The following is a 22,564-nucleotide window of genomic DNA, read 5'->3' on the forward strand; positions in this document are numbered from 1 at the left end:
CAGCGACGATCGCCGCGCGCCCCGACAAAGCTCCGCGAGCCCAACTGTCATTTTTTGGGAATCAGCTGACCCCGAGTTTCTTCTGCAGGCTCGACGACGAGGTGGTGTACTGGAACACCAGCCGCTTGTCCGGATAGACGTAGCGGTGCGCCTTCTGCGCCATCAGCGCGCCCTCATGAAATCCGCACAGAATCAACTTGAGCTTGCCGGGATAGGTGTTGATGTCGCCGATCGCGAAGATGCCGGGAACATTGGTTTCGAACGCCGCGGTGTCGACCGGCACCAGATTGTTCTCGAGCGCGACGCCCCAGTTCGCAACCGGACCGAGCTTCATCGTCAGCCCGAAGAACGGCAGCATCGTATCGCACTCGATCCTTGAGACCGCGTTGTCGTTGCCCTTCATCATCGCCGCGGACAGCTTGCCGCCCTCGCCTTCGAGCGACGTCACCTGACCGATCTTCAGATCCATCTTGCCGCTCGCGACCAGCGCACGCATCTGCTCGACGCTGTGCGGCGCGGCGCGGAAATCGTCGCGCCGGTGCAACAGCGTCACGCGCTTGGCGATCGGATGCAGATTGAGCGTCCAGTCGAGCGCGGAATCGCCGCCGCCGACGATCAGGATGCTCTTGTCGCGGAACTGCTCCATCTTGCGCACGGCATAGAATACCGAAGTGCCCTCATACGCCTCGATGCCCGGCACCGGAGGACGCTTCGGCTGGAACGAACCGCCGCCCGCGGAAATCACCACCACCTTGCACTCGAACACCTTGCCGGCATCGGTGGTCACGCGGAACAGCCGATCGCCGATCTTCTCGATCGTCTCCACCATCTCGTTGAGATGGAAGGTCGGACCGAACGGTTTGATCTGCTCCAGCAGTGCGTCGGTGAGACCCTGCCCGGTGACGAAGGGAATGCCGGGAATGTCGTAGATCGGTTTCTCCGGGTAGAGTTCGGCACACTGGCCGCCGATCTTGTCGAGGATGTCGACCAGATGCGCCTTCATGTCCAACAGGCCCAATTCGAAGACGGCGAACAGGCCGCACGGACCTGCGCCAATAATCAGCACATCGGTTTTGATCGCTTCGCTCATATCAGCTTCTTTTCGGTTGAACCTGGCGAAATGCCGCATCTGTCTAGCCAAGGCAGCGGCAACAGGAAAGCCAAATATCGCGCTCCTGGCCGCGGCAACCCCTTGCCGTCACTCGACAAGTGGGCTGTAAGGAAACGAGACTTTCGGAGATGGCCCCGTGAATGCCCACTTGCGTCCCGACGCGACCCCGCGTCTGGAGGATTTTCCGTACCGCTTGTCGGACAACGTAAGATTTGCCGACCTCGACCCCAACCAGCACGTCAACAACGCAGTCTACGCGACCTATTTCGAAACCGGCCGCGTCACGCTGATGAAGGACCGCAGCTACGGGCTGATGCCGGACGGCGTCACCTGGATCATGGTCCGGCTCGACATGCATTTCCGCGCTGAATTGCGCTGGCCTGGCACGATCGAAATGGGACTGGGCGTCGTCAAGTTCGGCCGAACTTCGGTCACCTTCGATCAGGTGGTTTTCTCCGAAGGCAAATGCGTTGCATCGGCGCAATCGGTTTCGGTGCTGCTTGACGAAGCTACGCGCAAGCCAACGCCATTGACGCCGGAGATCCTGGCCAATTTTGAGCGCTGGATTCGCCGCGGAGCAAGACCGGCATGATGCGCGCGGTGACGTCTTCCAGAGTTCAGGCCTGCCGTTCCGGCGTCGACACCACGAGGCCGTCGAGGTCGTCGCTCACCTTGATCTGACACGACAGGCGCGAGTTCGGCCGCACGTCGAAGCCGAAATCCAGCATGTCTTCTTCCATCGGAGTCGGCGCGCCGACCTTCTCGCGCCAGGCCTCGTCGACATAGACGTGACAAGTTGCGCAGGCGCAGGCTCCGCCGCATTCGGCTTCAATGCCTGGAATGGCGTTGCGGATCGCGGCTTCCATCACGGTCGCGCCGTTCTCGACTTCAATGGTTCGTTTTTCGCCCGTGTGGTCGATAAAGTGGATTTTGGCCATGATCGCTCGTGCTGCCGGATAGGTAAGGAGTCCCGGCAGTCCTATAACGGGTCGATCCGCGCAGCGCCAGCGGTCGGGAAGAAAACCTGAGGCAGCATTTTACCGGGATTTTGGCCGATCCGGACCGCTTTCCGATCAGGAACGATGCAGAACCGCTTCGATCGCTGCCCGCGCCTGCGCAACGGCCTCGTCCAGTTCGGCGAGCGGCGCTGATGCATTGGAGCCACCAGCGATTGCCGCCTCCAGCCGGGCTGCAGCGTCGGCGACCGCAAAAGCGCCGATCGCACGGGCCGAGCCCTTGAGCGTGTGCGCCAGCGTCCCGGCATCCGCAGGCATGGCGGCGAGCCTGTGCACCAGTCTTGCCGATTGGGCCGAGAACATCGTCAATACCTCCCGCTCGAGGCCAGCATCGCTGAGCGTCATGCGGTCGAGATGTTCGAAATCAATCGGCCCGTCGCCGGGAACCAGCGGTGGCGATGGCATCCATTCTACCCGTTCGAGATGAAGCGGCATGGCAAGGTCCGGATCGCCCTGCCGCGTGATTCCCGGAGGGCATTTTGGTCAGCCAATCACGACAGCAGTTAACGGAACGTTCTCGGAATGCGCCGCAACTTTGCCTTGCTTTTGCCGACAATCCGCCTTGATTCCAGATTCGGTTCCAAAAAATTGTGTATCCTTAGGGCCTTAAGGAACAAAGCTGTTAACGATGATTAAGAATGTCTTAATCACGGCCATTTCATTCGTATCGCTCAACCAATAGGATGTTCGCGGATGAGCGGACAAGCTGCCGGCGGGCATGCTTGCGGTCCGCGGGGGATTATGAATCCGGCTTCGAGCTTGCGGGGGCATTTTTGCCAGAGCGGCCGGATGCGTAAGTTTAAGAGGGCTCGGACTGCACATGGCGAACAATCCCAAGAAGGTCAAAGATCCCACTGAAGTCGCGCTCTCCGCCATTCAGGAAGCGCTCAACATCAGCGATACGACCGTCGACCCCAGCCGAAATTCGATCGGCGGCGAACTCACGCAGCCGATCATGCCCTCCGCCGCGCCGCCCTATTCAGAAACGCAATTCGACACGCGCGCAGGCGCCGAGCGACCGGCGTTTGATTCGATCGAAGAGCCGCGCGGCCCCCGCCGCGCCGCCAACGACGATCGCGAAACCATCGGACAGATTCTGCAGGCGATCCAGAAGAACCATCCTGCCCGCAGCGTCTACACGCTTGCCACCGTGTTTGGCGGCGTCTGGGTGCTCGGTTGCGCCCTTCTGACCGCCAGCTTCCTGCCCTCGCTGCAGGCGGCGATCGGACAGAGCGGCGGCGTGCTGGTACTCGCCGGGCTTGCGGCGTTGTTCTTTGCGCCGGTGCTCTTGTTCTACTTCCTCGCCAGCCTTGCCTGGCGCGGCCAGGAAATGCGGATGATCGCGCAGTCGATGGCGCAGGTCGCGATCCGCTTCTCCGAGCCCGAGGGGGCTGCCGCCGATTCGATGGTGACTGTCGGTCAGGCAATCCGCCGTGAAGTCGCCGCGATGGGCGACGGCGTCGAGCGCGCGATCGCGCGCGCCGGCGAGCTGGAAACGCTGGTCGCCAATGAAGTCGCAGCGCTGGAGCGCGCCTATAGCGACAACGAAGTTCGCATTCGCGCGCTGCTGCAGGACATTGCCCATCAGCGCGACAATCTGGTCGGCCAGGCCGAGCAGGTTCGCAGCGCCATCTCCGGCGTCCAGATCGACTTGCGCCACGACATCGCGCTGATCTCGGACGCGATCGCCTCACGCGTCGACGAGGTCGCAAAAAGCATCACCGGCGCACTGGAAGAGCGCGGCCAGCACATCACGAGCGCCTTGAGCCATGCCGGCGACAACATGATCCTCGCGCTCGGCGAGCGCGGCGGCGACCTGCTTGATCGTCTGGAAGAAGCCAGCGCCGAGACCACGCGTGCCGTGCTCGACGCTTCCGAGCGGCTGACCACCAGCCTCAACTTCAAGACCGGGCACGTCCATGACGAGTTCGTCGATCTGGCCGATCGCGTCCACGAGATGCTGAACGAGCGCCTCGATCGCATCACCAGCGAATTTGAGCAGCGCTCCTCGACCATCGTCGACGGCATCTCGGATCGCACCGAGCAGGTCCACGACTCCCTGAAGAATTCGTCCGACTCGCTCTTGCTCGAACTCGAGTTGCGCTCAGGTGATCTCGTCAGCAAGATCGACGACGCCGGCAACCGCCTCGCGAGCCGCATTCTCACCTCCGGCGACAAGGCCAGTGACGCGCTGGACGTGACCGTGAACACGCTGATTGCCAAGGTGATCAGCCAGACCGAGAACGCGCACGACAGCCTCGCCCTGCAGATGAACGCTTTCGACGAGCTGGTGAAGAACCAGGGCTCGGAACTTTCGGAAAAGTTCGCCCGCGACAGCGGCACGCTGGGCGCGCTGATTACGCGGCACATCTCCGAATTCGACCGCACCGTCAAAACCTTTGGCGGCGAGATCGTTGAGCGTATGGGCCAGCGGACCCAGGAGATATCAGACAACCTGAAGAATTACGTCGACACTTTCGACACCCGCCTGGTCTCGAACAGCGGCGAGATCACCGCTTCGCTCGATCAGCGGCTGCTGCAGTTCGAAACCCAGCTCGGCACCCGGGTCAACAGTCTCGACGCTTCGCTCGACAACAAGATCAAGTCGTTCGACGAGACCATCGACGGTCGCCTGAAATCGCTGGAAACCACTTTCGACACCCGCGCCAAATCCGTCACCGAAACCATCGACGGCCGCCTCGGCACGCTGGCAACCTCGTTGACCGATGGCGCGGCGCAGGCGATCCAATCGATCGACCAGCGGCTCACCCTGCTCACCTCCTCGCTGACCGAGGGCACTGCACAGGCGATTGCCGCGGTCGACCATCGCATTGCCAACGTCACCGAGACCATCGACGGTCGCAGCGCCCATTTGACCGACATCATCCAGGCGCGATTCCAGGAAATTCATCAGGGCATCGAAACCCGCGTCGGCGACATTGCCAACGGCGTCGAGACCAGGGTCGGCGGCATCGCCAGCGACATCGACACCCGCGTGGCGCAATTTGAGGATCTGCTCGGTTCGCGCATCGAGGCTGTGGCCGGCCGGATCGAAAGCAGCGGCCGCCAGGCCAGCGAAGATCTGATGTCGCGCGCCGAAATGCTTTCCTCCGGCATCAAGTCGCATGTCGAGGACGCCGAACGTTCTCTGACCAACCTCGTGGTCAATACCTCCGAGACCATCCAGACCGGTGCACGCAGTGCGCAGCAGGCGCTGCTGACGGTTTCCTCCGATGTCGGCGCGCAGCTCAAGCTGACCTCGGCCGAGGTCGAGGCCGCCCTCACCGCGGTCGGCACCGGCGCGGCCACTTCGATCCTGGCCAGCGCCAAAGATGCCCAGACCACGCTGGTGTCCGCGTCCTCCGAGGCTGCCGCCCAGATCAAATCTCTTGCCGCCGACGTCGAACGCACCCTCTCGGCCGCAGGCGACGCCACCGCCGCATCGGTTCTCGCCGGCGCGCGCGAGGCGCAGACCACGCTGGTGACCGCGTCCGCCGACGCCGCAAGCCACGTCAAGTCGCTCGCCATCGACGTCGAGCGCTCGCTGTCGGTCGCCGGGACGGCAACCGCCGAAGCCGTTACCGCAGGTGCCCGTGAAGCACAGAGCACGTTGGTCGCCGCCTCTACCGAGGCCGCCAATCAGGTCAAGTCGCTTGCAGCCGACGTCGAGCGTTCGCTGTCGGTCGCCGGCACGGCAACCGCCGAGGCCGTCACCGCGGGAGCCCGCGAGGCGCAGAGCACGCTCGTTGCCGCCTCCAACGAGGCCGCCAATCAGGTCAAGTCGCTTGCGGCCGACGTACAGCGTTCGCTCTCGATCGCCGGGACGGCGACCGCCGAGGCGATCACGGCAGGCGCCCGCGCGGCTCAGAATACCCTGATGAACGCGTCCGCCGACGCATCGACCCAGGTCAAGGCGCTCGCCGCCGACATGGAGCGTTCGCTCTCGATGGCCGGCAATGCCACCGCTGAATCGATCACGTCGGGCGCACGCGAAGCCCAGAACGCGTTGATCACGGCATCGACGGAAGCCGCCAACCACGTCAAGTCGCTGGCGATCGACGTCGAACGCACGCTGACTTCCGTCGGCACCGACACTGCGGCCTCCATCCTCGGCACCGCGCGCGAGGCCCAGAACTCGTTCTCTGCGACCTCTGCCGAGGCAGCTAACCAGATCAAGGCGATCGCCGCCGACATGGAGCGTTCGCTCGGCGTCGTCACCGCCAGCACGACCGATACCATCCAGACCACCGCGCAGAACGCGCAGAGCGTGCTGGTTGCCGCAACGAACGAGGTCAGCTCCAAGGTCAAATCGACCTCGGCCGATATCGAACGTTCGGTACTCGCCGCGAGCAGCAATTTCGGCTCGACGATGACCGGCAAGACCGACGAAATCGTCACCTACGTCCAGCAGCAGACCGACCGTCTGGCGCAGATCGTCGACAGCCGCCGCGGTTCGTTGGTCGAGGCGCTCAGCGCCAGGACCACGCAACTGACGACAGACATCGACCGTGTCACCGGCGACGCCCTGAAATCGATCGAAACACGCGGTCAAGCGTTCTCGCAATCGATGTCGACCCACGGTTCGGAAGTCGCGCGCACGATTACCACCGCAGGCGATCTCGCCACCGGCGCGGTAGCCAAGTCGCTGAAGGACCTCGAACAGGCGTCGCGCTCGGCCATCGACCAGTCGCGCCAGGTATCGATCGCCGCCGTCACCGAAATGCAGGAGACCAGCAAGATCCTGCGTACCGACACGGTGGCGCTGTTCGAGCGGCTGCGTGAAGGCAACATCCTGCTGCAGGAAGTGCTCACCGGCGCCCACGACAATCTCAACTCGCTGGAACGCGCGCTGGTGACCCGCGTGGCCGACTTCGTATCCGCGATGAACGATGTCACCGCGCGCAACGGCGTCGCGACCCAAACGCTGGAAGACCAGTTGACCGTGTTCAACTCCAAGACGACGAAGGCGCTGGAGGATCTCGGCGCGCTGTCGAGCGAGTTCGAGAAACACGGCAAGGAACTGGTCGAAGCAGCCGGCGTGGTCGAACAGGCCAACCGCTCCACCTCGACGTCGGTCGCTGACCGCAAGTCGCAGCTCGAATCGCTGGTGACCACCATCGACCTGCGGACAACCGACCTCGACCAGCGGCTGTCGCGCTTCACCGGCCTGCTCGATGAATCGCTCGCGGCGGCGGAAGAACGCGCCCGCGATATCGCGCGTGTCGTGGCGGAAACCGCCGGCGCAGGATCGGCCGCGATTAGCCGCCAGTTCGAAGCCGTGCGCGCTGCGGCCGAAAACGAGCGGCAGCAGACCCTCGACGCCATGAACGATCTGTACCAACAGAGCACGCATGAAACCGATGCGATGTTCAAGCAGTCGACCGAGAAGTTCGCTGCGATGGTACAGTCCATGAAGCAGATGGCCGCCGAAATGCATCAGGAGCTCGAGGCGACGCGCAACGAGTTGCGCCGCGGCGTGCTCGAGATGCCGCAGGAAGCGGCCGACAACACCGCGCAGATGCGCAAGGTGATCGTCGACCAGATCGAGGCGCTTGCCGAGCTCAATCGGATTGTCGCGCATCACGGCCGCGGTCTCGACGTCGTGACTTCGGGCCGCGCCAGCGTGCAACGCCAGGAAGAGCCCGTGATGGCAGCAGCCGCCGGCGGCCGCAACGAAGTGCGGATGCGCGAGGCCGGCAGCGCATCGACGCTGCCCCCGCCGGATCTCGGCATGCCCGCCCCGCGCCGCGCCGAAGCTCCACCGGTCAGTCCGGTGAGCCAGGATGCCGGACGCGGCGACGGATGGCTGTCCGACCTGCTCCACCGCACCGACGCAGGTACAGGACGTGAGGCTCCCCGTGGCCGCTCGCCGCAGACCCCGGTCAATCCGCTGGAGTCGCTGTCGCTCGACATTGGCCGGCTGATGGATCGCAATCTCGCCGCCGAAATGTGGGATCGCTACCAGCGCGGCGAGAGCAAGGCGTTCAGCAAACGCCTCTACACGCCGGCCGGCCAGAAGGCGTTTGATGAGGTCGCTCGCAAATATCGCGCCGACCGCAGCTTCAAGCAGACGGTCGATCGCTATATCGCCGAGTTCGAACGGCTCTTGGACGAAGTTGCACGAGAGGATCGCGGACCGCAGGCGCTGCGCGGCCACCTCACCTCGGAGACCGGGCTGGTCTACACCCTGCTCGCTCACGCAGCGGGACGGCTGGGATAACGGCGGCGAATAGCGCGTGGCGAATAGCGAATGAAAACGGAGGCCTCGGGCCTCCGTTTCTGGTTTGAAGCCCGGTGGTCTGAATGCGCTATCTGACAGCCGATGGAATGCTCTCGGGGACAGGGATCCGGGATTCCCTCATTGGGAAATATCTCGATCCCAAAGAAGTCGGATGTTCTCCTGAACTCGTCCGAAGAATCGAGAAGTGGGTCATCGACTACGAAACTGCCCACTACTGCCAGTTCAATAATGAAGCCGAAAATCAACGATTAGATCAGGAAGGCATCGAAATTGCGCGCCAGGCGCAATCACAGCTGCCTGAAATGAAGGTTGAGTATTTCTCGAACGCACAGATGAAAAAAATCCGCTTCAAATAAGACGTTGGAAGGTAAGGTCGAACAGCTCTTGTCGATGTCGTCATTGCGGGCAGCAAAGCGACGAAACAGTCCATGCCGTCCGCGCGGAAGCCATGGATTGCTTCGCTTCGCTCGCAATGACGCGGTGAAATCGCGGCTGTTAATGACCACTGATGTCGTCATGACGATCTTAGACGCTGTGGCGGACTGGATCGTCCGCCTTCTTCGCGGACGATGACAGTTGCGAACGAGGCGGACCATTTGCCGCCTACTGCCGCTTCTGTCCACTCGGCCCCCTTGGGGCCGCCGCGGCCGCTGGCGGCGGTGGCGGCGGTGCTGCCGCCTGGCTGTTGCTGCTGCTGCCTCCACCAAAGATCACCCGTGTCGGATTGCGGTCGAAATTGTTCACGGCGCGGCTGATGTCGGAGAGGGTGCGGCGGCCATCGGCCATCAGCGCTCCCGACCGCTTGTCGAAATCCTCGGCCAATTCGCGGATCGACTTGACCATGAGATTCAGTTCGCCGCCGGCAGCGCCGCCTGCGATGGTGTTGAGCCCGAGCATGAGACTGTCGGCTTTGCCCATGACGCCATCGACCCTGAGCATGACGTTGTCGATCTTCTCGGAGTTGCGCGCGAGCGCTGCCGTAAAGGTCTCGAGGTTTCGCAGCGAGTTCTTCACCGATTCCTGATTATCGGCGACAAGCCGGTTGACGTTCTGCAACGTGGCGCGGATCGACTCCGTGACATCCTGCAGCGCGCTTGGGTCGGCGGTCAGCATCGGCACTCCATCCTCATCGAGCGGCACAGCAGGAGCGGTCTCCTCGCCGCCCTTCAGCGAGATCGCCGCGACGCCGGTCAGCCCCTGGAATTCGAGACCGACGAGGGTGTCTTTCCGGATCGGGGCATTGTTCTCGACCATCGCCAGTGCGACCACGCGCCGCGGATTGTCGAGTTTGACCGAGACAACCTCCCCTATCTTAATACCGTTAAAGTTGACGCTGCCGCCGTTGCGCAACCCGGACGCCGGGCCTTCGAACACGATGCGGATCGGGCTGCGCTGCTTGGTGGTATGCAGGCTCTGAAACCACAGCACGAAGCCGAATGCGGCGGCGATTACCGCCAGCGTGAAGGCCCCGATCAGGACGTAATTCGCCCGCGTTTCCATAATTCAAGGTACTCCGAAATCAGATCTATCCAGCGTCGGCGATAGACCCGTCATTTATCTCATGTTTGAGCACGATCTGATCCGAAAAACCGATCACACTTTTGGGGGCCCTAGCCCATCACAGCGCGGGCGCGCTTGCCGTGAAAATATTGCCTCAGCCAGGGATGCTGCGAGGCCTGCATGTCGGCAATCGATCCTGCAGCAATGATCTTACCGTTCCCTAAAACCGCGATGCGGTCGCAGGCCGTATAAAGGCTGTCGAGATCATGAGTTACCATGAAAACCGTCAGGCCCAAAGTACGCTGCAGGGTGCGCACCAGCTCGTCAAAATCCCCGGCGCCGATCGGATCGAGCCCTGAGGTCGGCTCGTCCAGGAACACCAGCTCGGGGTCGAGCGCCAGCGCGCGCGCCAGCGCCACGCGCTTGATCATGCCGCCCGACAGTTCCGACGGATAGCGATCGGCGACTTCGGGCCGCAGGCCCACCATGCCGAGCTTGGCCACCATGATCTCGTCGAGCAGCCGCTGCGAGACGTTGAGATATTCGCGCACCGGAAACTGGATGTTCTGCCGCACGGTGAGCGAAGAAAACAGCGCACCTTGCTGAAACAGGATGCCCCAGCGGCGCTCGACGCCGCGGCGCTCGGAGGCGCTCGCCGCATCGAGATCGACGCCGAACACCTCGATGCGTCCACTGAGCTTGGGCACCAAACCGATAATGGTGCGCGTCAGCACCGATTTTCCGGCGCCCGACGGGCCGACAAATCCCAAGATCTCGCCGCGCTTGACGTCGAGATTGAGTCCGTCGAGCACCCGCGTCTTGCCGAACTGCACGGTGATGTCGCGGACCCGGATGATGGCGTCGGAAATCTCACCCACCATGGTCACATTCCGATCGACGCGAAGAAGATGGCGAACACGCCGTCCATCACGATCACGAAGAAGATTCCCTTCACCACCGAAGATGTCGTGTGCTGCCCGAGCGACTCGGCGCTGCCCTGCACGGCCAGTCCCTCGACGCAGGCGACGATGCCGATGACGGCCGCCATCACCGGCGCCTTGATGAGACCAACGACGAAATGGTCGATCGAGATGGCATCGCGCAGCCGCAACAGGAAAGCCTCGGGCTCGACCCCGCCATAGAGCCACGCCACCAGCCCGCCGCCGTAAAGCGCCGCCATCGCGCCGAGGAACGCCAATATCGGCAATGCCAACACCAGCGCCAGCATCCGCGGCAGGATCAAAACCTCGATCGGATCGAAGCCCATGGTGCGCAGCGCGTCGATCTCTTCCCGCATCTTCATCGAGCCGAGTTCGGCGGTGTAGGCCGAGCCCGAGCGGCCGGCTACCATGATCGCCACCAGGAGCACGCCGATCTCGCGCAGCACCAGCACGCCCAGCATGTCCACCACGAAGATGTCGGCGCCGAATTTGCGGAAATGGAAAATGCCCTGTTGCGAAATGATACAACCAATCAGGAACGTGATCAGCACCACGATCGGGACCGCGCGCCAGCACACCTGCTCCAGGTGATGGATGGTCGAGGTCAGGCGGAAGTGGCGGGGACGAATCAGGACACGGGCGGCCGCGGCGAGCACCGCGCCGAGCATATCGATCAACCCGATCAAAGTGCCGCCGATGCCGGCGACCGCGCGGCCGATCTGCTCCAGCATGCCTGATATCGTCAGTCGGTCGGTTTCGACGATTGGCTCGGCCTTCACCCGCCGCACCTCGTCGACCAGGCTGGAATAATTGGCCGAGAGCCCGGCGATCTGGACCTCGATGCCGCCATGGGTCAGGCTGCGGCGCAGCCGCTCGATCAGCCAGGCGCCGAACGTGTCGAGCTTCGACACCTGCGAGACGTCGATGGAGATGTTGGGCCGGGTGCCGCTGAGCTTCTCGGCGTCGGCGACCATTCGTTCCAGCACCGGCGCAAAGCGCGCCGTCCAGGAGCCGGCTGCACACAGCGCCAGCCCGTTGCCCCTGGCTATCCGCTCCAATGTCGGGTCGCCGCTCACCAATACCCACCCCTCGGCCGATACCGATGCGAATCCCTTGGGTTCCGCACGCCGTATTGCCTTGTCGAATCTGTCCCTAACCAGCCATAGTTGGTAGCGGCGGGCAAGCTTGCGGTTCAGAAAATTGCCAGATTTTAAAATGACTTCCGGCCTATCTCGAAAGTTTGCCGTCAGCATCGAACGCTGGCCCATCGCAGGCGCGTTCACGATCAGCCGCGGCGCCAAAACCGAAGCGGTCACCGTCGTCGCTGCCGTGAGCCACGGGGACTGTACCGGGCGCGGCGAATGCGTGCCCTACCCGCGTTACGGCGAGACGGCGGAAGCGACGCTTGAAGCCCTTAATGCGATGCAGGAACCTCTTGCCAAGGGACTGGACCGAGCGGCGCTGCAGGCGGCGATGCCGGCCGGCGCCGCCCGTAACGCGCTGGATTGCGCGCTATTGGACTTCGAAGCCAAGAGCTCCGGCCAACGGGTATGGACTCTGCTCGGACGGCCGGCGCCGCGCCCCTGCACCACCGCCTTCACGATTTCGCTGGGCACGCCGGAGGCGATGGCCTCGGCAACCGCCAAGGCAGCGCATCGGCCGCTCTTAAAGATCAAGCTCGGCGGCGATGGCGATGACGCGCGGATTGCGGCGGTCCGCAAGGCGGCCCCCGAATCCGAATTGATCGTCGATGCCAACGAAGCCTGGACGGCGGACAATCTCGAATACCACCTCGCCGCCTGCGCCAACGCCGGGGTCACGCTGGTCGAGCAGCCGCTGCCGGCCGGGCGCGACGAGGCGTTGGCCAGCATCAAGCGCCCGGTCGCGGTCTGCGCCGACGAAAGCGTGCATGACCGCGCCTCGCTCGAAGGCCTGCGCGCGCGCTATGATGCTGTCAACATCAAGCTCGACAAGACCGGCGGGCTGACGGAGGCGCTCGCGATGGCGGATGCAGCCCAGGCGCTCGGCTTCGAGATCATGATCGGCTGCATGGTCGCGACCTCGCTGGCGATGGCGCCGGCCATGCTGCTCGCGCAGCAGGCGAGATTCGTCGATCTCGATGGCCCCCTGTTGCTGGCGCGCGACCGCGACGGCGGCCTGCGCTACGACGGCAGCCTGGTCTATCCGCCGGAAGCCGCCTTGTGGGGCTGATGCGCGAGCCGGTCCCGCGCCAGCCAGACCACCAGCCCGCCGAGAGCGGCCATCGCCGCCATCACGTAATAGATGCCTTGTCCCCAGGTCTCGTAGATCGTGCCTGACGCGACCGAGGCGAGGCCGGCAACGATGCCGCCGCAGGCGGTCAGATAGCCCTGTGCGCGCGCCATCACGTGGCCGGGCACGTGATGCAGCATCAATCCCATGATGCCGACCTGCGTCAGCCCGAAACTCAGCGCATGCGCGAGCTGGACGATCGCAAGGATAGCGAGCGGCAGGTCCTGCGCCGTCAACACCCAGCGCGCGGCCGCGCTCAGCGCCGCGATCACCACCAGCATCGACGGCGGCAGGGTGAACCGCGGGGACAGCGCGAACAGCACGATCTCGGCGATCACGCCGAGCACCCACAGAACCGCAATGGTCAGCCCGTCGAACCCCGCTTGATGCCAGGCAATCGACGCGAAAATGTAATAGGCGGCATGGCTGCCCTGGATCAGCGCCGACGCCACGATGATCGCGATAAAGCCGCCGTCGCGCAGCAATGCGCTCGCGCCCCCGGTGACCGGGCGGGCGCTCTTGACGTCGTCCAGCGGCTGCAACGCGAGGCTGGCGAGCGCCCCAAGCGCCGCCGAGCCGGCGATGATCCAGATCAGGTTTCGGGCGGCGATAAGGTCGAACAACATTCCGCAGACCAGCGCGCCCAAGACGAAGGCGGCAGAACCCCACAGCCGCAACGGCCCATAGTTGAGGCCGTAGCGCTTCACTCCCCGTAACGCATAGGCATCCGTGAGCGGCACCATAGGTGTCCACAGGCAGCAGGTCAGCGCGTAGATCAGGAACACCAGCACCGGCAAATGCTGGGTGCCCAGCACGAAGAAGCCCAAAGCGGTGGCAAAGGCGGTCAGGATGATGCCGCCGCGCAAGGCCTGCCGCCGTTCCGCAAGGCCCGTCACCACCGGAAGGACGGTAAATCGGCTCACCGGCGGCACGGCCGTGATCAGCCCTATCCAAAACGCATCGATCCCGACCGCCTTCAACCATACCGTGAAAAACGGCAGATGGGTGCCGGTCATGCCGAACAGCGTGCCGTAAAACAGCGCCACCCGGGTCGCGAATCGCTTCGATGCACCTTGAGAAGCGATGGGGATTTGTGATTCGCTTGGCATCAATTCAATTGCGATTCGGTCAATATCGTGTTGTTTCGTTATCGCAATGCGCGCCGATTTGCGCGAAGAGTTTGACATGGCCGACGAAGCATTCGCCCTTTCGCCGATCTCAGCACGCGCCGCGCTGCCGAGCGAGGAGGACTATGCTGCGATCGCCGAAGCCTTCATGGAGACTTCGCGGGGCCGCTGGTTCCTGACCGAATACGCCAAGCGCAACCGCAACGCCGACACCCGCATGGTGCTAGACGCGGTGGCGCGGATCGAGCAAAGCCTCGCCGCCCAACGGGAAGAGACCCTTCAGCGGGAAGCAAACCTCCAGCGGGAGGAAGGCCTTTCGGCGCAGCAGGCGGCCGAGGCCGTCGCTGCGGCTGCCGCGGCGCAAGAGCGCCTGACCGAGGCGCTTGCCGCCATCCGCGGCGCGGTCGAGGCGGCCGAGGAATCGGCGGTCGAGGCGCTCGACAGCCTCGCGCTGGAGCAGCGGCTGGCCCCGGTCCGCAAGGGCGCGCGGGTGCTGCGCGAAATCGCCTGGCGGTTACGGGAAATCGGCAATGACGGGCGAATTTGCGACCTGATCGATTCGCAGGTCACCGTCATCGAAAAGGGCACCGAACAGTTCTCATCCGAGGAGGCGCGAGCAGCGCTGCGTGCGGCCTTCGCCGCCCTCCAGGGCCGGCTTGTGGAATTCGGGGACGACGACCAGTCGCCAGCGCCGGCTGCCGAGTCCGAGGCGGCGGCGCCTTCCCCGACCGCGCAGGAAATGCCGCCGGCAGCGGAGACAGCCTTCGCGCAGGAAGCACCGGAAACTGCCGAGACGCCGTTCGCTTCGATGGCCGCATCCGCAGAAGCCGTGCTGACGCAAGCGGAAACGGCGCTGGCTGCCGAAAGCGCCACGGCTCAAGAGGCCTCGATCCAAGATACCTCTGTGCAAGACGCGACCGTCCAGCACGCGGCCGCCCAAGACGCTGCTGCCCAAGACAACTCCGTCCAGAACGCCGACGCCCAGGCCGCTGATGCGCAAGACGCTGATGCGCAAGACGAGGCGCTCCTCGACATGATCGCGATGGAGATGGGCGCACCGGATCCGATCAGCGACGAGGAGATCGCCGAAGCGATAGCCGAGCAGGTCCGCTTGGCGGAGCCTCCCAAGATCGTCGCCGAAGCGCCCGAACCGGTCGCCACACCGTCGCCGCCGCCGGTCCAACAGACGGTTCAGCCGCCTCCGCCGCCCGCTGCCGCACCGGCACCCGTCGCGGCAGTAGAAGTGTCGCTCGGCTCGACCCTCATCGCGAGCGGCATACTGCGAAAGCCGGTCACGGCGGCCAACGACCCGCTGGCGCCGATCCGGCGCATGAGCCAGGCCGAGAAGATCGCGTTCTTTTCGTAAGAGCTCTGCGCCGCCGCCTGGAAACCGCGCCGGCTTCCATGACGCGTCCGCAGCAAAGTGGGGCACCAGATCGCCCGGACGTCCCTAACAGAAAAAGGAGCGAGATGACGATTCGAAGAAAGGCCATCTCGCTCTAGTAGGCAGGGAGGAGCTACGCGCTTCGGGTGGTAGGCTGCCACGCATAAGCCAACCATCCGATGCCATGGGAAATCAGATCGACGCCGAGCAGCAATCCGAGGACCCACAAGCCGGTGATCGGAAATCCAGTCAGAATGACGAGGCCAGCCACTACGCCGAACGCGCCGGATAGCAGCATGATCCAGCCCGACTCTCGCCAATGGCTGATGCCGATCAGGATGCGGACGAAACCGGAAATCAGCAACACCAGGCCGAGGACGTAGGTGAGAATCAAGGCGCTGGCGACCGGCTGGCCCACCAGCACGACGCCAAAGGCGATGTACAGGATGCCGAGAACCACCTGCCATACGAATCCTCCCCATCCCTTGGTCCAGAATGCATGGACGATCTCGAAGGCGCCGGCGACGATCGAAACCCAGCCGATGAAGATAGTGCTGATCACGGTGACGAGCATGACGTCGCCGAGAACCAGGAAGCCGGCCAGGATCAAGGCGAGTCCAAGCAGAACACAGATCCAGAACGGCGGCGCAGGCAGGTTGGTGACGCCCATCGGCGAGCTGTTGTCAATTGTGGTCATGTCAGTCTCCTCACTTCACGTCTCATCGCACCCTCGAGCAGCGTGGCCATCACCGCCATCGCCAGCCGCAGACGCGACGGCCGCGGTGCCACCAACAGACCCAACGGCGACGCCGACGACGATGCCAGTGATGAGGGGGACGCGACGGCCGCGTGGGCGGCCGTCCAGGCGGTCGTCGCGGTGGCCGTCCAGCCGGTGATCCAGGCGGCCGCGTGCCAGGGCCTTGAGCCTCGAGCTTGAAATCTCCGGCGTTCTTTCCAGGATCCTTCTGCACCGCGAGCGGCGCCGCCTCGGCCGGATTTGCTACCAAGCCTGCGCCCAATCCAGCGGCGACAACACCGCAAAGAAGGCCCCGCAGCGCACTGCGGCGATCAATTGCATCCATCGTTGTTCTTCTCCTTGCCGGGATGTCCCTCTCCTCGCCTTCTTGTCTTCAGTCAGTTCGACCTCACTCGGTCACCCGTCGGCGCATCGCTCGGTATCTCGCCCGGCAGGTAGTTTGGAAGCCGGCCCGCCGGGATGATCGCCAACAGCGCAAGACCGGCCATGATCAGCAGTCCGATCTTCAGGGCACGCAGCCGCGCTTCGGTATTCACGCGCACCGCTTCCTCGACCTGCTGCGGCGTCGCGGTCGTTCCTTCCATCACGCTCCGCAGCCGGTCGTTGCTGACGAAGGTGATGTTGTCGAGATCGACCTGGCTCTGGATCTCCTTCGGCAGCTCGGGGCTGGCCGCGATACTGCTGAGCGCGATCGCACTCAACAGACCGACCAGAAGTGCACCCGCCACCGCCGTTCCAACCGCAGCGGCAAGATTTTGCGTGGTGCCGCGCAGCGACCCGACGTCGCCTGCGAGTTCCTTGGGCGAGGCGGTGACCAGCACGTTGAACAACAGCGTCACCAGCGAACCCTGCCCGATCCCGAACAGAACCAGGCCGATCAGCACAGGAACCTCGCTCCAGTCGTTGCGCACGACGATAGCCAACCACACCAGACCAACCGTACACAGCAGGAAGCCGTAGCGGCCGATCTGCCGCGGCGTCAGCCGGTCGTAGACATTGACGATAAGCATCGCCGTGAAGAACACCGTCAGATTGAACGGCATCATCGCAATCGCAGTCGCAAGCGGCGAGCGGCCCTGCACGATCTGAATGTACAACGGCACTGAGAAATTGAGCGCCGCCTCCAGCGCGACCACGGCAAACAGCGCATAGACCGCACAGCGCTCTTCCGGCGAGTCGATCACCTCGAGCGCCAATAGCGGGGTCTTCCCGGCGGCCTGACGCCGATGCGTCCACATCAGGAATGCCTGCCCGAGCACCACGCCGAGAACCATCATGATCGGCGCCGGCGAAAGGCCAAGCAGGTCGAACGGCGCATTGGCGGTGGCCAGCGCTAGCCCCCATCCGTTCAGATTGTTGAAGCCGAAACTGATGAGCACGATCGCCGATGCCGCCAGAACCACACCGACGAAATCGATATGCACATCCGGGCGGCCATAGTCTCGCTTGAGACGGAAACTCAGGAGGAACACAATCGCGGAAACCGCGATCAGGATACCGAATGCCGGGCGCCAGCCGATATAGGTGCCGAGCACGCCGCCGATGATGAACGCCAGCACGCCGGCCGCCGCGCGCGCGGAGCCGAGCGCACCCACCGCCGTCGCCTGCTGCCTTCCCGTGTAATTCTCGGCAATCAGCGCCACCAGCGACGGTACGATCACGGCGCCGGCCGCACCGCAGAGCGCTTGCGCTGTGATCATCAACGTCGCCGTGGGGCTGAATGTCATCAGTATCTGCGACGCGCAGAACAGGATGACAGCGAAGCGGAACACCTGCAACGCGCCGAACCGCTGCGCGAGCTTTGCGCCGAGCATCACGAAACCGGCCACCAGCATGGAATAGGTCACGATGCCGGTCGCAACCGTCGTCGGCGGGACGCCAAAACTCTTCACCATCCCGCCGAGCGCCACTGGTAGCGAGGCGACGTTGTAGGACATGATCATCTGGCCGAGCGCAATGGCGATCATCGGTACCCATGACTCCCGCGCACCTTCCCGGATTGCTCCGATCGACATCGAGTGCGTCGCCATGGTGTCCTCCCGAGCGGCTCGGTTCCGGATCGATCGAGCTATCGGCTCGATCAATCCACTCTTTGCATCTGCTTCAGTTTTCCGGTTGCGATACGAACAGATCCATTCCCAGCCGCTGCGACAGGAATTTTGCCGCGAACTGCCCCTTCACGCTGTTGCCAGCCGCGTCGAGCGGCGGCGCGAAGGTACCGAAGCCGCCCTTGCCGGGAGAGACCGCGACGATGCCGCCGCCGATCCCGCTCTTGCCCGGCAGGCCGATGTCGTAGAGCCAGTCGCCCGACGTCTCGTATAGGCCAGCAGTGATCATCACGGTGAGCACGTAGTGGCAGACCGCAGCATCCACTACGCGCTGCCGGGTGACTGGATTGACGCCGCCGTCCGCCAGCGTCGCGCCCATGACCGCCAGATCGCGCGCACTCACATTCAGCGAGCATTGTTTGGTATAGAGATCGGTTGCCTGCTTGGCGTCGCAATAGATGCGGTCGTAGCTCTGCAGCAGCCGGGCGATACTGCGGTTGCGATAGTTGGTTTGCGATGCCGAGGCGTACACCTCTTCATTGAGCGCAAGCTTGCGGCCGGCAAACCGTGACAGCCCGTCATGAATGAATTGCCATTGGCCTTCAGCCGTCAGGCCCGGCACCAGGCTGGTGGTCGCGATCGCGCCCGCATTGACCATCGGGTTGGTGCGGCCACCGCCCTGCTCGATCGCCGCGAGAGAGTTGAAGGGCAATCCGGTGGCGTTCGCCCCAAGTCTTCTGCGCGCCTCTTCCGGGCCGATCGTCTCGCAAACAAGCGCGAACACGAACGGCTTCGATACGCTCATGATCGAGAATTCATAGCCGGTGTCGCCGGCCTCGTAGACGCGCCCGCTGGTGCCGACGACGCAGACCCCGAACAGCTCTCGCGGCACCCTGGCGAGCGCCGGATAGACTTGTGAATTCTGTCCGTCTCCGTTCGACTTGAAGCGCCGGTACGCCTCCGACACCAGCTCTTGCACCAGTTCGGGTTCTGGCAGGTGTCCTGTCGAGATGTAGGGGCGTTCTGTGGATTCCGAAATCGAAGGTGAGTCCATCGGACTCCTCCATCCGGCTCGACATGCTGCGCGCAGATGATCGAGCCGTTCGGCAACACGAGTTACATGCTGATAGACAGTCTGCGTCGACCGTCTCAGCTTCGTCTGACTTGCACGCACCGTAACGCTCGAAAGTGCATCGAGTCAATTACACAACCTTAAAGTACGTCTGCGTCGGGTGTGTTCCGCTACACAACTTTGTGACAAATCACGCGAACGCCGATGGCTCCGTATCGACAAACCTCCGCGAATTAGCGACCAATTTGACCGAGCTAATGCGGTATTGAGCAATGACGAAGCCGATCTCCGAGCGACACGTCACCAAAGCCGCAGAGAACATGCTGGTCGATCCGCGCAACGGCGATATCGAGGATGATGCCGCCAGTCCGGGGCAGCGGTCGCTGCTGGCAATCGCCGGAAGCCTGCTGGTCGAAATCAGTTTGCCGAAGCTCTTGTTCGCCTGGACGATCTTGCTGTTGTTGCCGGCGGTGTTGCTCGGTCTGGCGCCGTTGCTGGCTTCGGCCTGGTTCTCCACCTTGTCGGAACAGCTTGCAGCCCTGACCGAAATCGGCGCGGCGCTGGTGCTGGCTGCGATCGTAGCGGCGGGATGGATCGGATGGCGTCCGCTGCTTCGGATCGCCGAGATCAATTTCTGGTCGCTCAATGCACTCGCGGTACAGCCCGGCTATGCGTTTGTGCGCGAAGCCTTGCGTCATCTGGCTGAGCTGATCGCGGGAAAAAACTTCACTCCTGCCGGCCGGGCGCGCTTGCGCAGCGCCAATTCGGTTGGCGCCGGCATCTTGTTGTCGGCATGCGCGGCGATGATCGCGATACTCGCCTGGCCTGCCTCGCGGTGGGCTGGTAACTGGAGCGATCTGCTCTTGCTGCATCGGCTCGCCGTGCCCACGCTTGCGAATGCCGTCGTACTGATGGCGGGCTATCTGGCGGTCGCATCGCTGGTTTGGGGTTTTGCCGATGCCAGCATGCCCCAACCGCTCGACCTTACCAGGTTCGATGCCGCCTCGGCCGAAGGCCGGATCTGGCGCGTCGCGCATCTGTCGGACCTTCACGTGATCGGCGAGCAGTATGGCTTTCGCATCGAAAGCGGACGGGCTGGCCCGCGCGGCAATGGCCGGCTCAATCTAATCCTCGCGCGGCTGGCCGCCATCCATGCCAGCAATCCGCTCGATCACGTTGTGGTCACGGGCGACATGACCGACGCCGGCCGCGCGAGCGAATGGGCGTTAATCCTCGAAGCGCTGGCGCGCCACCCGGAGCTTGCCGCACGCACGATCCTGTTGCCGGGCAATCACGACGTCAACATCGTCGACCGCACCAATCCGGCCAGGCTCGACCTGCCGTTCAGCACCGGCAAGCGGCTGCGGCAAATTCGGACGCTGTCGGCGATGGCGGCCGTGCAAGGTGAACGGGTGCACGTCGTCGATGCCAACGGAAGACCGGCCGCTACGCTGCAGCAGGCGCTGGCGCTGCACCGTGACGCGATCATGGCCGTTGCGGAGTTTGGAGGTTTGCGCCGTGTCGCCGAGCTGCACAGCCTCTTCGACGACCAGTTTCCGATGATCCTGCCGCCGGAACCGGAAGATGGCCTCGGAATAGCCATCCTGAACTCGAATGCAAAGACCCACTTTTCCTTCACCAACGCGCTCGGACTGGTCTCCGTCGAACAGGCGCATCGCCTGGAGGCAGCCATCGGATATTTTCCACGGGCGCGCTGGATCGTCGCATTGCACCACCACCTGGCGGAATATCCCATGCCGGTGAAAGCATTTTCCGAGCGCATCGGAACGGCGCTGATCAACGGCAGTTGGTTCGTCCGCAGATTGGCAGCGCTGGGAGATCGCGCCGTCGTGATGCATGGCCACCGTCATATCGACTGGATCGGCGCATGCGGCGGGTTAAAAATCATCTCCGCTCCGTCGCCCGTGATGGGTGCGACCGACGCTGCGGCGACGTACTTCTATATTCATTCCCTGACGACCGGCCAGGATGGCCGGCTGGGCCTGTTGCCGCCCGAGCGGGTCGAGGTCGCGGGCGAGACAGCCGACTAGGGCTTGCCGGGTTTCTCCGGCTCCGGTCCGCCGAGCAGATCAGCAATCCAGCGGCTCGACGGATGCTGGGCACAGAAGGTGAGTATGGCGAGCGTGATGGGCACGCCGATGAAGGTTCCGAACAGGCCCCACAGGAACGTCCAGAAGAAGATCGCAAACAGCACCACCACCGGCGAGATCGACAACAGGCTGCCGGCCACCCGCGGCTCGATGTAGCTGCCGACCGCGAACTGAATGATGTTCAGGCACACGAATACGCCGAGCACCGCCGGCCAGGTCTCGAACTGCGTCATCGCCAACAGGGTCGGAAACAGTGTCGCGACGAACGGGCCGATGAACGGAATGTAGTTCAGCACGGACGCGATCACGCCCCATTCGAACGCGAATGGCAGCCCGGTAATCCAGGCGAAGCTGCCGACCAGCAGGCCGGTGACCGCGCTCATCTGCGTCCGCACCAAAAGGTACTTTCGGAATTTCGCCGCGGTCGCTTCGCTGCCGTCGAGCAGCACGCGTGCTGCGACACGGTTATCCAGCCGTTCGATGTTTCGCCTGATGCTCTCGACTTCGAGAAGCCCCAGCATGACGTAAACCAGCGCAATCACCCAGAAGCTGAGCGTCGTGTTCACCCGTCCGGTGACATATTGCGTGGCGCGCAGCAGCCAGCTTACGTTGAAATGTTCAGCCCACAGGCCCGCAACCGAGACGCCGTGGCCGTCCAGCCAATCTACGGTCGCCGCATAAAGGGCCTGGTAGCGCGCCAGGTCGGCGAGCAGTGATTGTCCTACCCGACCAAATCCCCAGGCTGCGAGCGAGGCGAAGGCGAGGCAGATTGCCACGGTGGCGATGATGGTGATCGCCAGCGCGGCAAGTTTTGGCATCCAGGACTGCAACTGCTTCTGGATCGGCCACACAATCGCAATGATGAACAATGCGGCCGCAAGCGGCGCGAACACACTGCTCGCCTGAGCCAGCGCCGCCATGACCAGCACGGCTGCGATGATTCCTGTGGTGGTCTTTAGCCCGAAGCCCATTTTGGGTTCCTTCG

At 63.6% G+C, this 22,564-nt stretch carries 18 protein-coding genes and 1 pseudogene; 7 read left to right on the forward strand and 12 right to left on the reverse strand.

Translation table 11 applies throughout. The features are described from left to right. Positions 1–61 precede the first annotated feature (61 nt). Positions 62–1,090 carry an NAD(P)/FAD-dependent oxidoreductase gene (locus tag V1290_RS07380; RefSeq protein WP_334363769.1) on the reverse strand — a complete coding sequence of 343 codons (1,029 nt, stop codon included), beginning with the start codon at positions 1,088–1,090 and terminating at the stop codon, positions 62–64. 157 nt (positions 1,091–1,247) lie between these two features. Here V1290_RS07380 and V1290_RS07385 point away from each other — a divergent pair, with 157 nt between their 5' ends. Further along, on the forward strand, positions 1,248–1,703 hold the full coding sequence (locus V1290_RS07385; protein WP_334363770.1) for an acyl-CoA thioesterase: 456 nt from the start codon (positions 1,248–1,250) through the stop codon (positions 1,701–1,703). A 25-nt stretch (positions 1,704–1,728) separates the two neighbouring features. Here V1290_RS07385 and V1290_RS07390 read toward each other — a convergent pair whose 3' ends face one another. After that, positions 1,729–2,049, reverse strand: a complete 321-nt coding sequence (locus tag V1290_RS07390) for a 2Fe-2S iron-sulfur cluster-binding protein (RefSeq protein ID WP_028348595.1) — start codon at positions 2,047–2,049, stop codon at positions 1,729–1,731. 135 nt (positions 2,050–2,184) lie between these two features. Next, positions 2,185–2,562, reverse strand: a complete 378-nt coding sequence (locus tag V1290_RS07395; protein WP_334363771.1) for an Hpt domain-containing protein — start codon at positions 2,560–2,562, stop codon at positions 2,185–2,187. A gap of 385 nt (positions 2,563–2,947) precedes the next feature. On the opposite strand from V1290_RS07395, the gene V1290_RS07400 reads away from it, so the two are divergent. Together V1290_RS07400 and V1290_RS07405 are read left to right on the forward strand one after the other, a co-directional pair. Further along, positions 2,948–8,347, forward strand: coding sequence for a hypothetical protein (locus V1290_RS07400; RefSeq protein WP_334363772.1), 5,400 nt, complete (start codon positions 2,948–2,950; stop codon positions 8,345–8,347). 83 nt (positions 8,348–8,430) lie between these two features. Beyond that, a complete protein-coding gene (locus tag V1290_RS07405) occupies positions 8,431–8,724 on the forward strand; it encodes a hypothetical protein (RefSeq protein WP_334363773.1) in 294 nt (97 codons plus the stop codon). Positions 8,725–8,971: 247 nt separating this feature from the next. On the opposite strand, the gene V1290_RS07410 is transcribed toward V1290_RS07405, so the two are convergent. The 3 genes from V1290_RS07410 to V1290_RS07420 all read right to left on the reverse strand — a co-directional run bounded on the left by V1290_RS07410 (position 8,972) and on the right by V1290_RS07420 (position 11,885). Next, complete coding sequence (locus tag V1290_RS07410) at positions 8,972–9,868, reverse strand: MlaD family protein (RefSeq protein ID WP_334363774.1); 897 nt, start codon at positions 9,866–9,868, stop codon at positions 8,972–8,974. Between the two features lie 110 nt (positions 9,869–9,978). After that, entirely contained in the window at positions 9,979–10,749 is a 771-nt protein-coding gene (locus V1290_RS07415; RefSeq protein ID WP_065749298.1) for an ABC transporter ATP-binding protein, read from the reverse strand. A gap of 2 nt (positions 10,750–10,751) precedes the next feature. After that, on the reverse strand, positions 10,752–11,885 hold the full coding sequence (locus tag V1290_RS07420) for an ABC transporter permease (RefSeq protein ID WP_334363775.1): 1,134 nt from the start codon (positions 11,883–11,885) through the stop codon (positions 10,752–10,754). A 139-nt stretch (positions 11,886–12,024) separates the two neighbouring features. Here V1290_RS07420 and dgcA point away from each other — a divergent pair, with 139 nt between their 5' ends. Further along, positions 12,025–13,020, forward strand: a complete 996-nt coding sequence (gene dgcA, locus V1290_RS07425) for an N-acetyl-D-Glu racemase DgcA (protein ID WP_334363776.1) — start codon at positions 12,025–12,027, stop codon at positions 13,018–13,020. Here the strand turns inward: dgcA and V1290_RS07430 are convergent. After that, on the reverse strand, positions 12,990–14,189 hold the full coding sequence (locus V1290_RS07430; RefSeq protein WP_334363777.1) for an MFS transporter: 1,200 nt from the start codon (positions 14,187–14,189) through the stop codon (positions 12,990–12,992). The two genes, dgcA and V1290_RS07430, sit on opposite strands and share 31 nt — an antisense overlap. Before the next feature lie 46 nt (positions 14,190–14,235). On the opposite strand from V1290_RS07430, the gene V1290_RS07435 reads away from it, so the two are divergent. After that, positions 14,236–15,573 (forward strand): hypothetical protein, encoded by a 1,338-nt coding sequence (locus tag V1290_RS07435; RefSeq protein WP_334363778.1) that lies wholly within the window; start codon positions 14,236–14,238, stop codon positions 15,571–15,573. A gap of 151 nt (positions 15,574–15,724) precedes the next feature. Here V1290_RS07435 and V1290_RS07440 read toward each other — a convergent pair whose 3' ends face one another. Continuing rightward, positions 15,725–16,288 (reverse strand): HdeD family acid-resistance protein, encoded by a 564-nt coding sequence (locus V1290_RS07440; RefSeq protein WP_334363779.1) that lies wholly within the window; start codon positions 16,286–16,288, stop codon positions 15,725–15,727. A gap of 42 nt (positions 16,289–16,330) precedes the next feature. On the opposite strand from V1290_RS07440, the gene V1290_RS07445 reads away from it, so the two are divergent. Further along, positions 16,331–16,528: a hypothetical protein gene (locus tag V1290_RS07445; protein WP_334363780.1), complete on the forward strand. Its 198-nt coding sequence runs from the start codon at positions 16,331–16,333 to the stop codon at positions 16,526–16,528. A 58-nt stretch (positions 16,529–16,586) separates the two neighbouring features. Here V1290_RS07445 and V1290_RS36445 read toward each other — a convergent pair. From V1290_RS36445 to glsA, 3 genes and pseudogenes are all read right to left on the reverse strand, one after another. Beyond that, positions 16,587–16,673, reverse strand: a pseudogene (locus tag V1290_RS36445) (twin-arginine translocation signal domain-containing protein); the annotation flags it as partial. A gap of 52 nt (positions 16,674–16,725) precedes the next feature. Next, positions 16,726–18,378, reverse strand: coding sequence for an MFS transporter (locus tag V1290_RS07450; protein ID WP_334363781.1), 1,653 nt, complete (start codon positions 18,376–18,378; stop codon positions 16,726–16,728). Between the two features lie 73 nt (positions 18,379–18,451). Then, positions 18,452–19,450 (reverse strand): glutaminase A, encoded by a 999-nt coding sequence (glsA, locus tag V1290_RS07455; RefSeq protein ID WP_334363782.1) that lies wholly within the window; start codon positions 19,448–19,450, stop codon positions 18,452–18,454. 290 nt (positions 19,451–19,740) lie between these two features. On the opposite strand from glsA, the gene V1290_RS07460 reads away from it, so the two are divergent. Then, positions 19,741–21,519, forward strand: coding sequence for a metallophosphoesterase family protein (locus V1290_RS07460; RefSeq protein ID WP_334363783.1), 1,779 nt, complete (start codon positions 19,741–19,743; stop codon positions 21,517–21,519). Here the strand turns inward: V1290_RS07460 and V1290_RS07465 are convergent. Beyond that, the gene (locus tag V1290_RS07465) at positions 21,516–22,550 is read right to left on the reverse strand and encodes an AI-2E family transporter (RefSeq protein WP_334363784.1); all 1,035 of its coding nucleotides are present in this window, start codon (positions 22,548–22,550) and stop codon (positions 21,516–21,518) included. The two genes, V1290_RS07460 and V1290_RS07465, sit on opposite strands and share 4 nt — an antisense overlap. Between the last annotated feature and the right edge of the window lie 14 nt (positions 22,551–22,564).

This window comes from Bradyrhizobium sp. AZCC 1578, from assembly GCF_036924675.1.
Taxonomy (GTDB): Bacteria; Pseudomonadota; Alphaproteobacteria; order Rhizobiales; family Xanthobacteraceae; genus Bradyrhizobium.

Bases quoted from the DNA above. Each gene is read 5' to 3' on its own strand.
- V1290_RS07380 (WP_334363769.1), bottom strand. From the start codon at position 1,090: ATGAGCGAAGCGATCAAAACCGATGTGCTGATTATTGGCGCAGGTCCG.
- V1290_RS07390 (WP_028348595.1), bottom strand. From the start codon at position 2,049: ATGGCCAAAATCCACTTTATCGACCACACGGGCGAAAAACGAACCATT.
- V1290_RS07395 (WP_334363771.1), bottom strand. From the start codon at position 2,562: ATGCCGCTTCATCTCGAACGGGTAGAATGGATGCCATCGCCACCGCTG.
- V1290_RS07400 (WP_334363772.1), top strand. From the start codon at position 2,948: ATGGCGAACAATCCCAAGAAGGTCAAAGATCCCACTGAAGTCGCGCTC.
- V1290_RS07405 (WP_334363773.1), top strand. From the start codon at position 8,431: ATGCGCTATCTGACAGCCGATGGAATGCTCTCGGGGACAGGGATCCGG.
- V1290_RS07410 (WP_334363774.1), bottom strand. From the start codon at position 9,868: ATGGAAACGCGGGCGAATTACGTCCTGATCGGGGCCTTCACGCTGGCG.
- V1290_RS07415 (WP_065749298.1), bottom strand. From the start codon at position 10,749: ATGGTGGGTGAGATTTCCGACGCCATCATCCGGGTCCGCGACATCACC.
- dgcA (WP_334363776.1), top strand. From the start codon at position 12,025: ATGACTTCCGGCCTATCTCGAAAGTTTGCCGTCAGCATCGAACGCTGG.
- V1290_RS07430 (WP_334363777.1), bottom strand. From the start codon at position 14,189: ATGCCAAGCGAATCACAAATCCCCATCGCTTCTCAAGGTGCATCGAAG.
- V1290_RS07435 (WP_334363778.1), top strand. From the start codon at position 14,236: ATGCGCGCCGATTTGCGCGAAGAGTTTGACATGGCCGACGAAGCATTC.
- V1290_RS07440 (WP_334363779.1), bottom strand. From the start codon at position 16,288: ATGACCACAATTGACAACAGCTCGCCGATGGGCGTCACCAACCTGCCT.
- V1290_RS07450 (WP_334363781.1), bottom strand. From the start codon at position 18,378: ATGGCGACGCACTCGATGTCGATCGGAGCAATCCGGGAAGGTGCGCGG.
- glsA (WP_334363782.1), bottom strand. From the start codon at position 19,450: ATGGACTCACCTTCGATTTCGGAATCCACAGAACGCCCCTACATCTCG.
- V1290_RS07460 (WP_334363783.1), top strand. From the start codon at position 19,741: ATGACGAAGCCGATCTCCGAGCGACACGTCACCAAAGCCGCAGAGAAC.
- V1290_RS07465 (WP_334363784.1), bottom strand. From the start codon at position 22,550: ATGGGCTTCGGGCTAAAGACCACCACAGGAATCATCGCAGCCGTGCTG.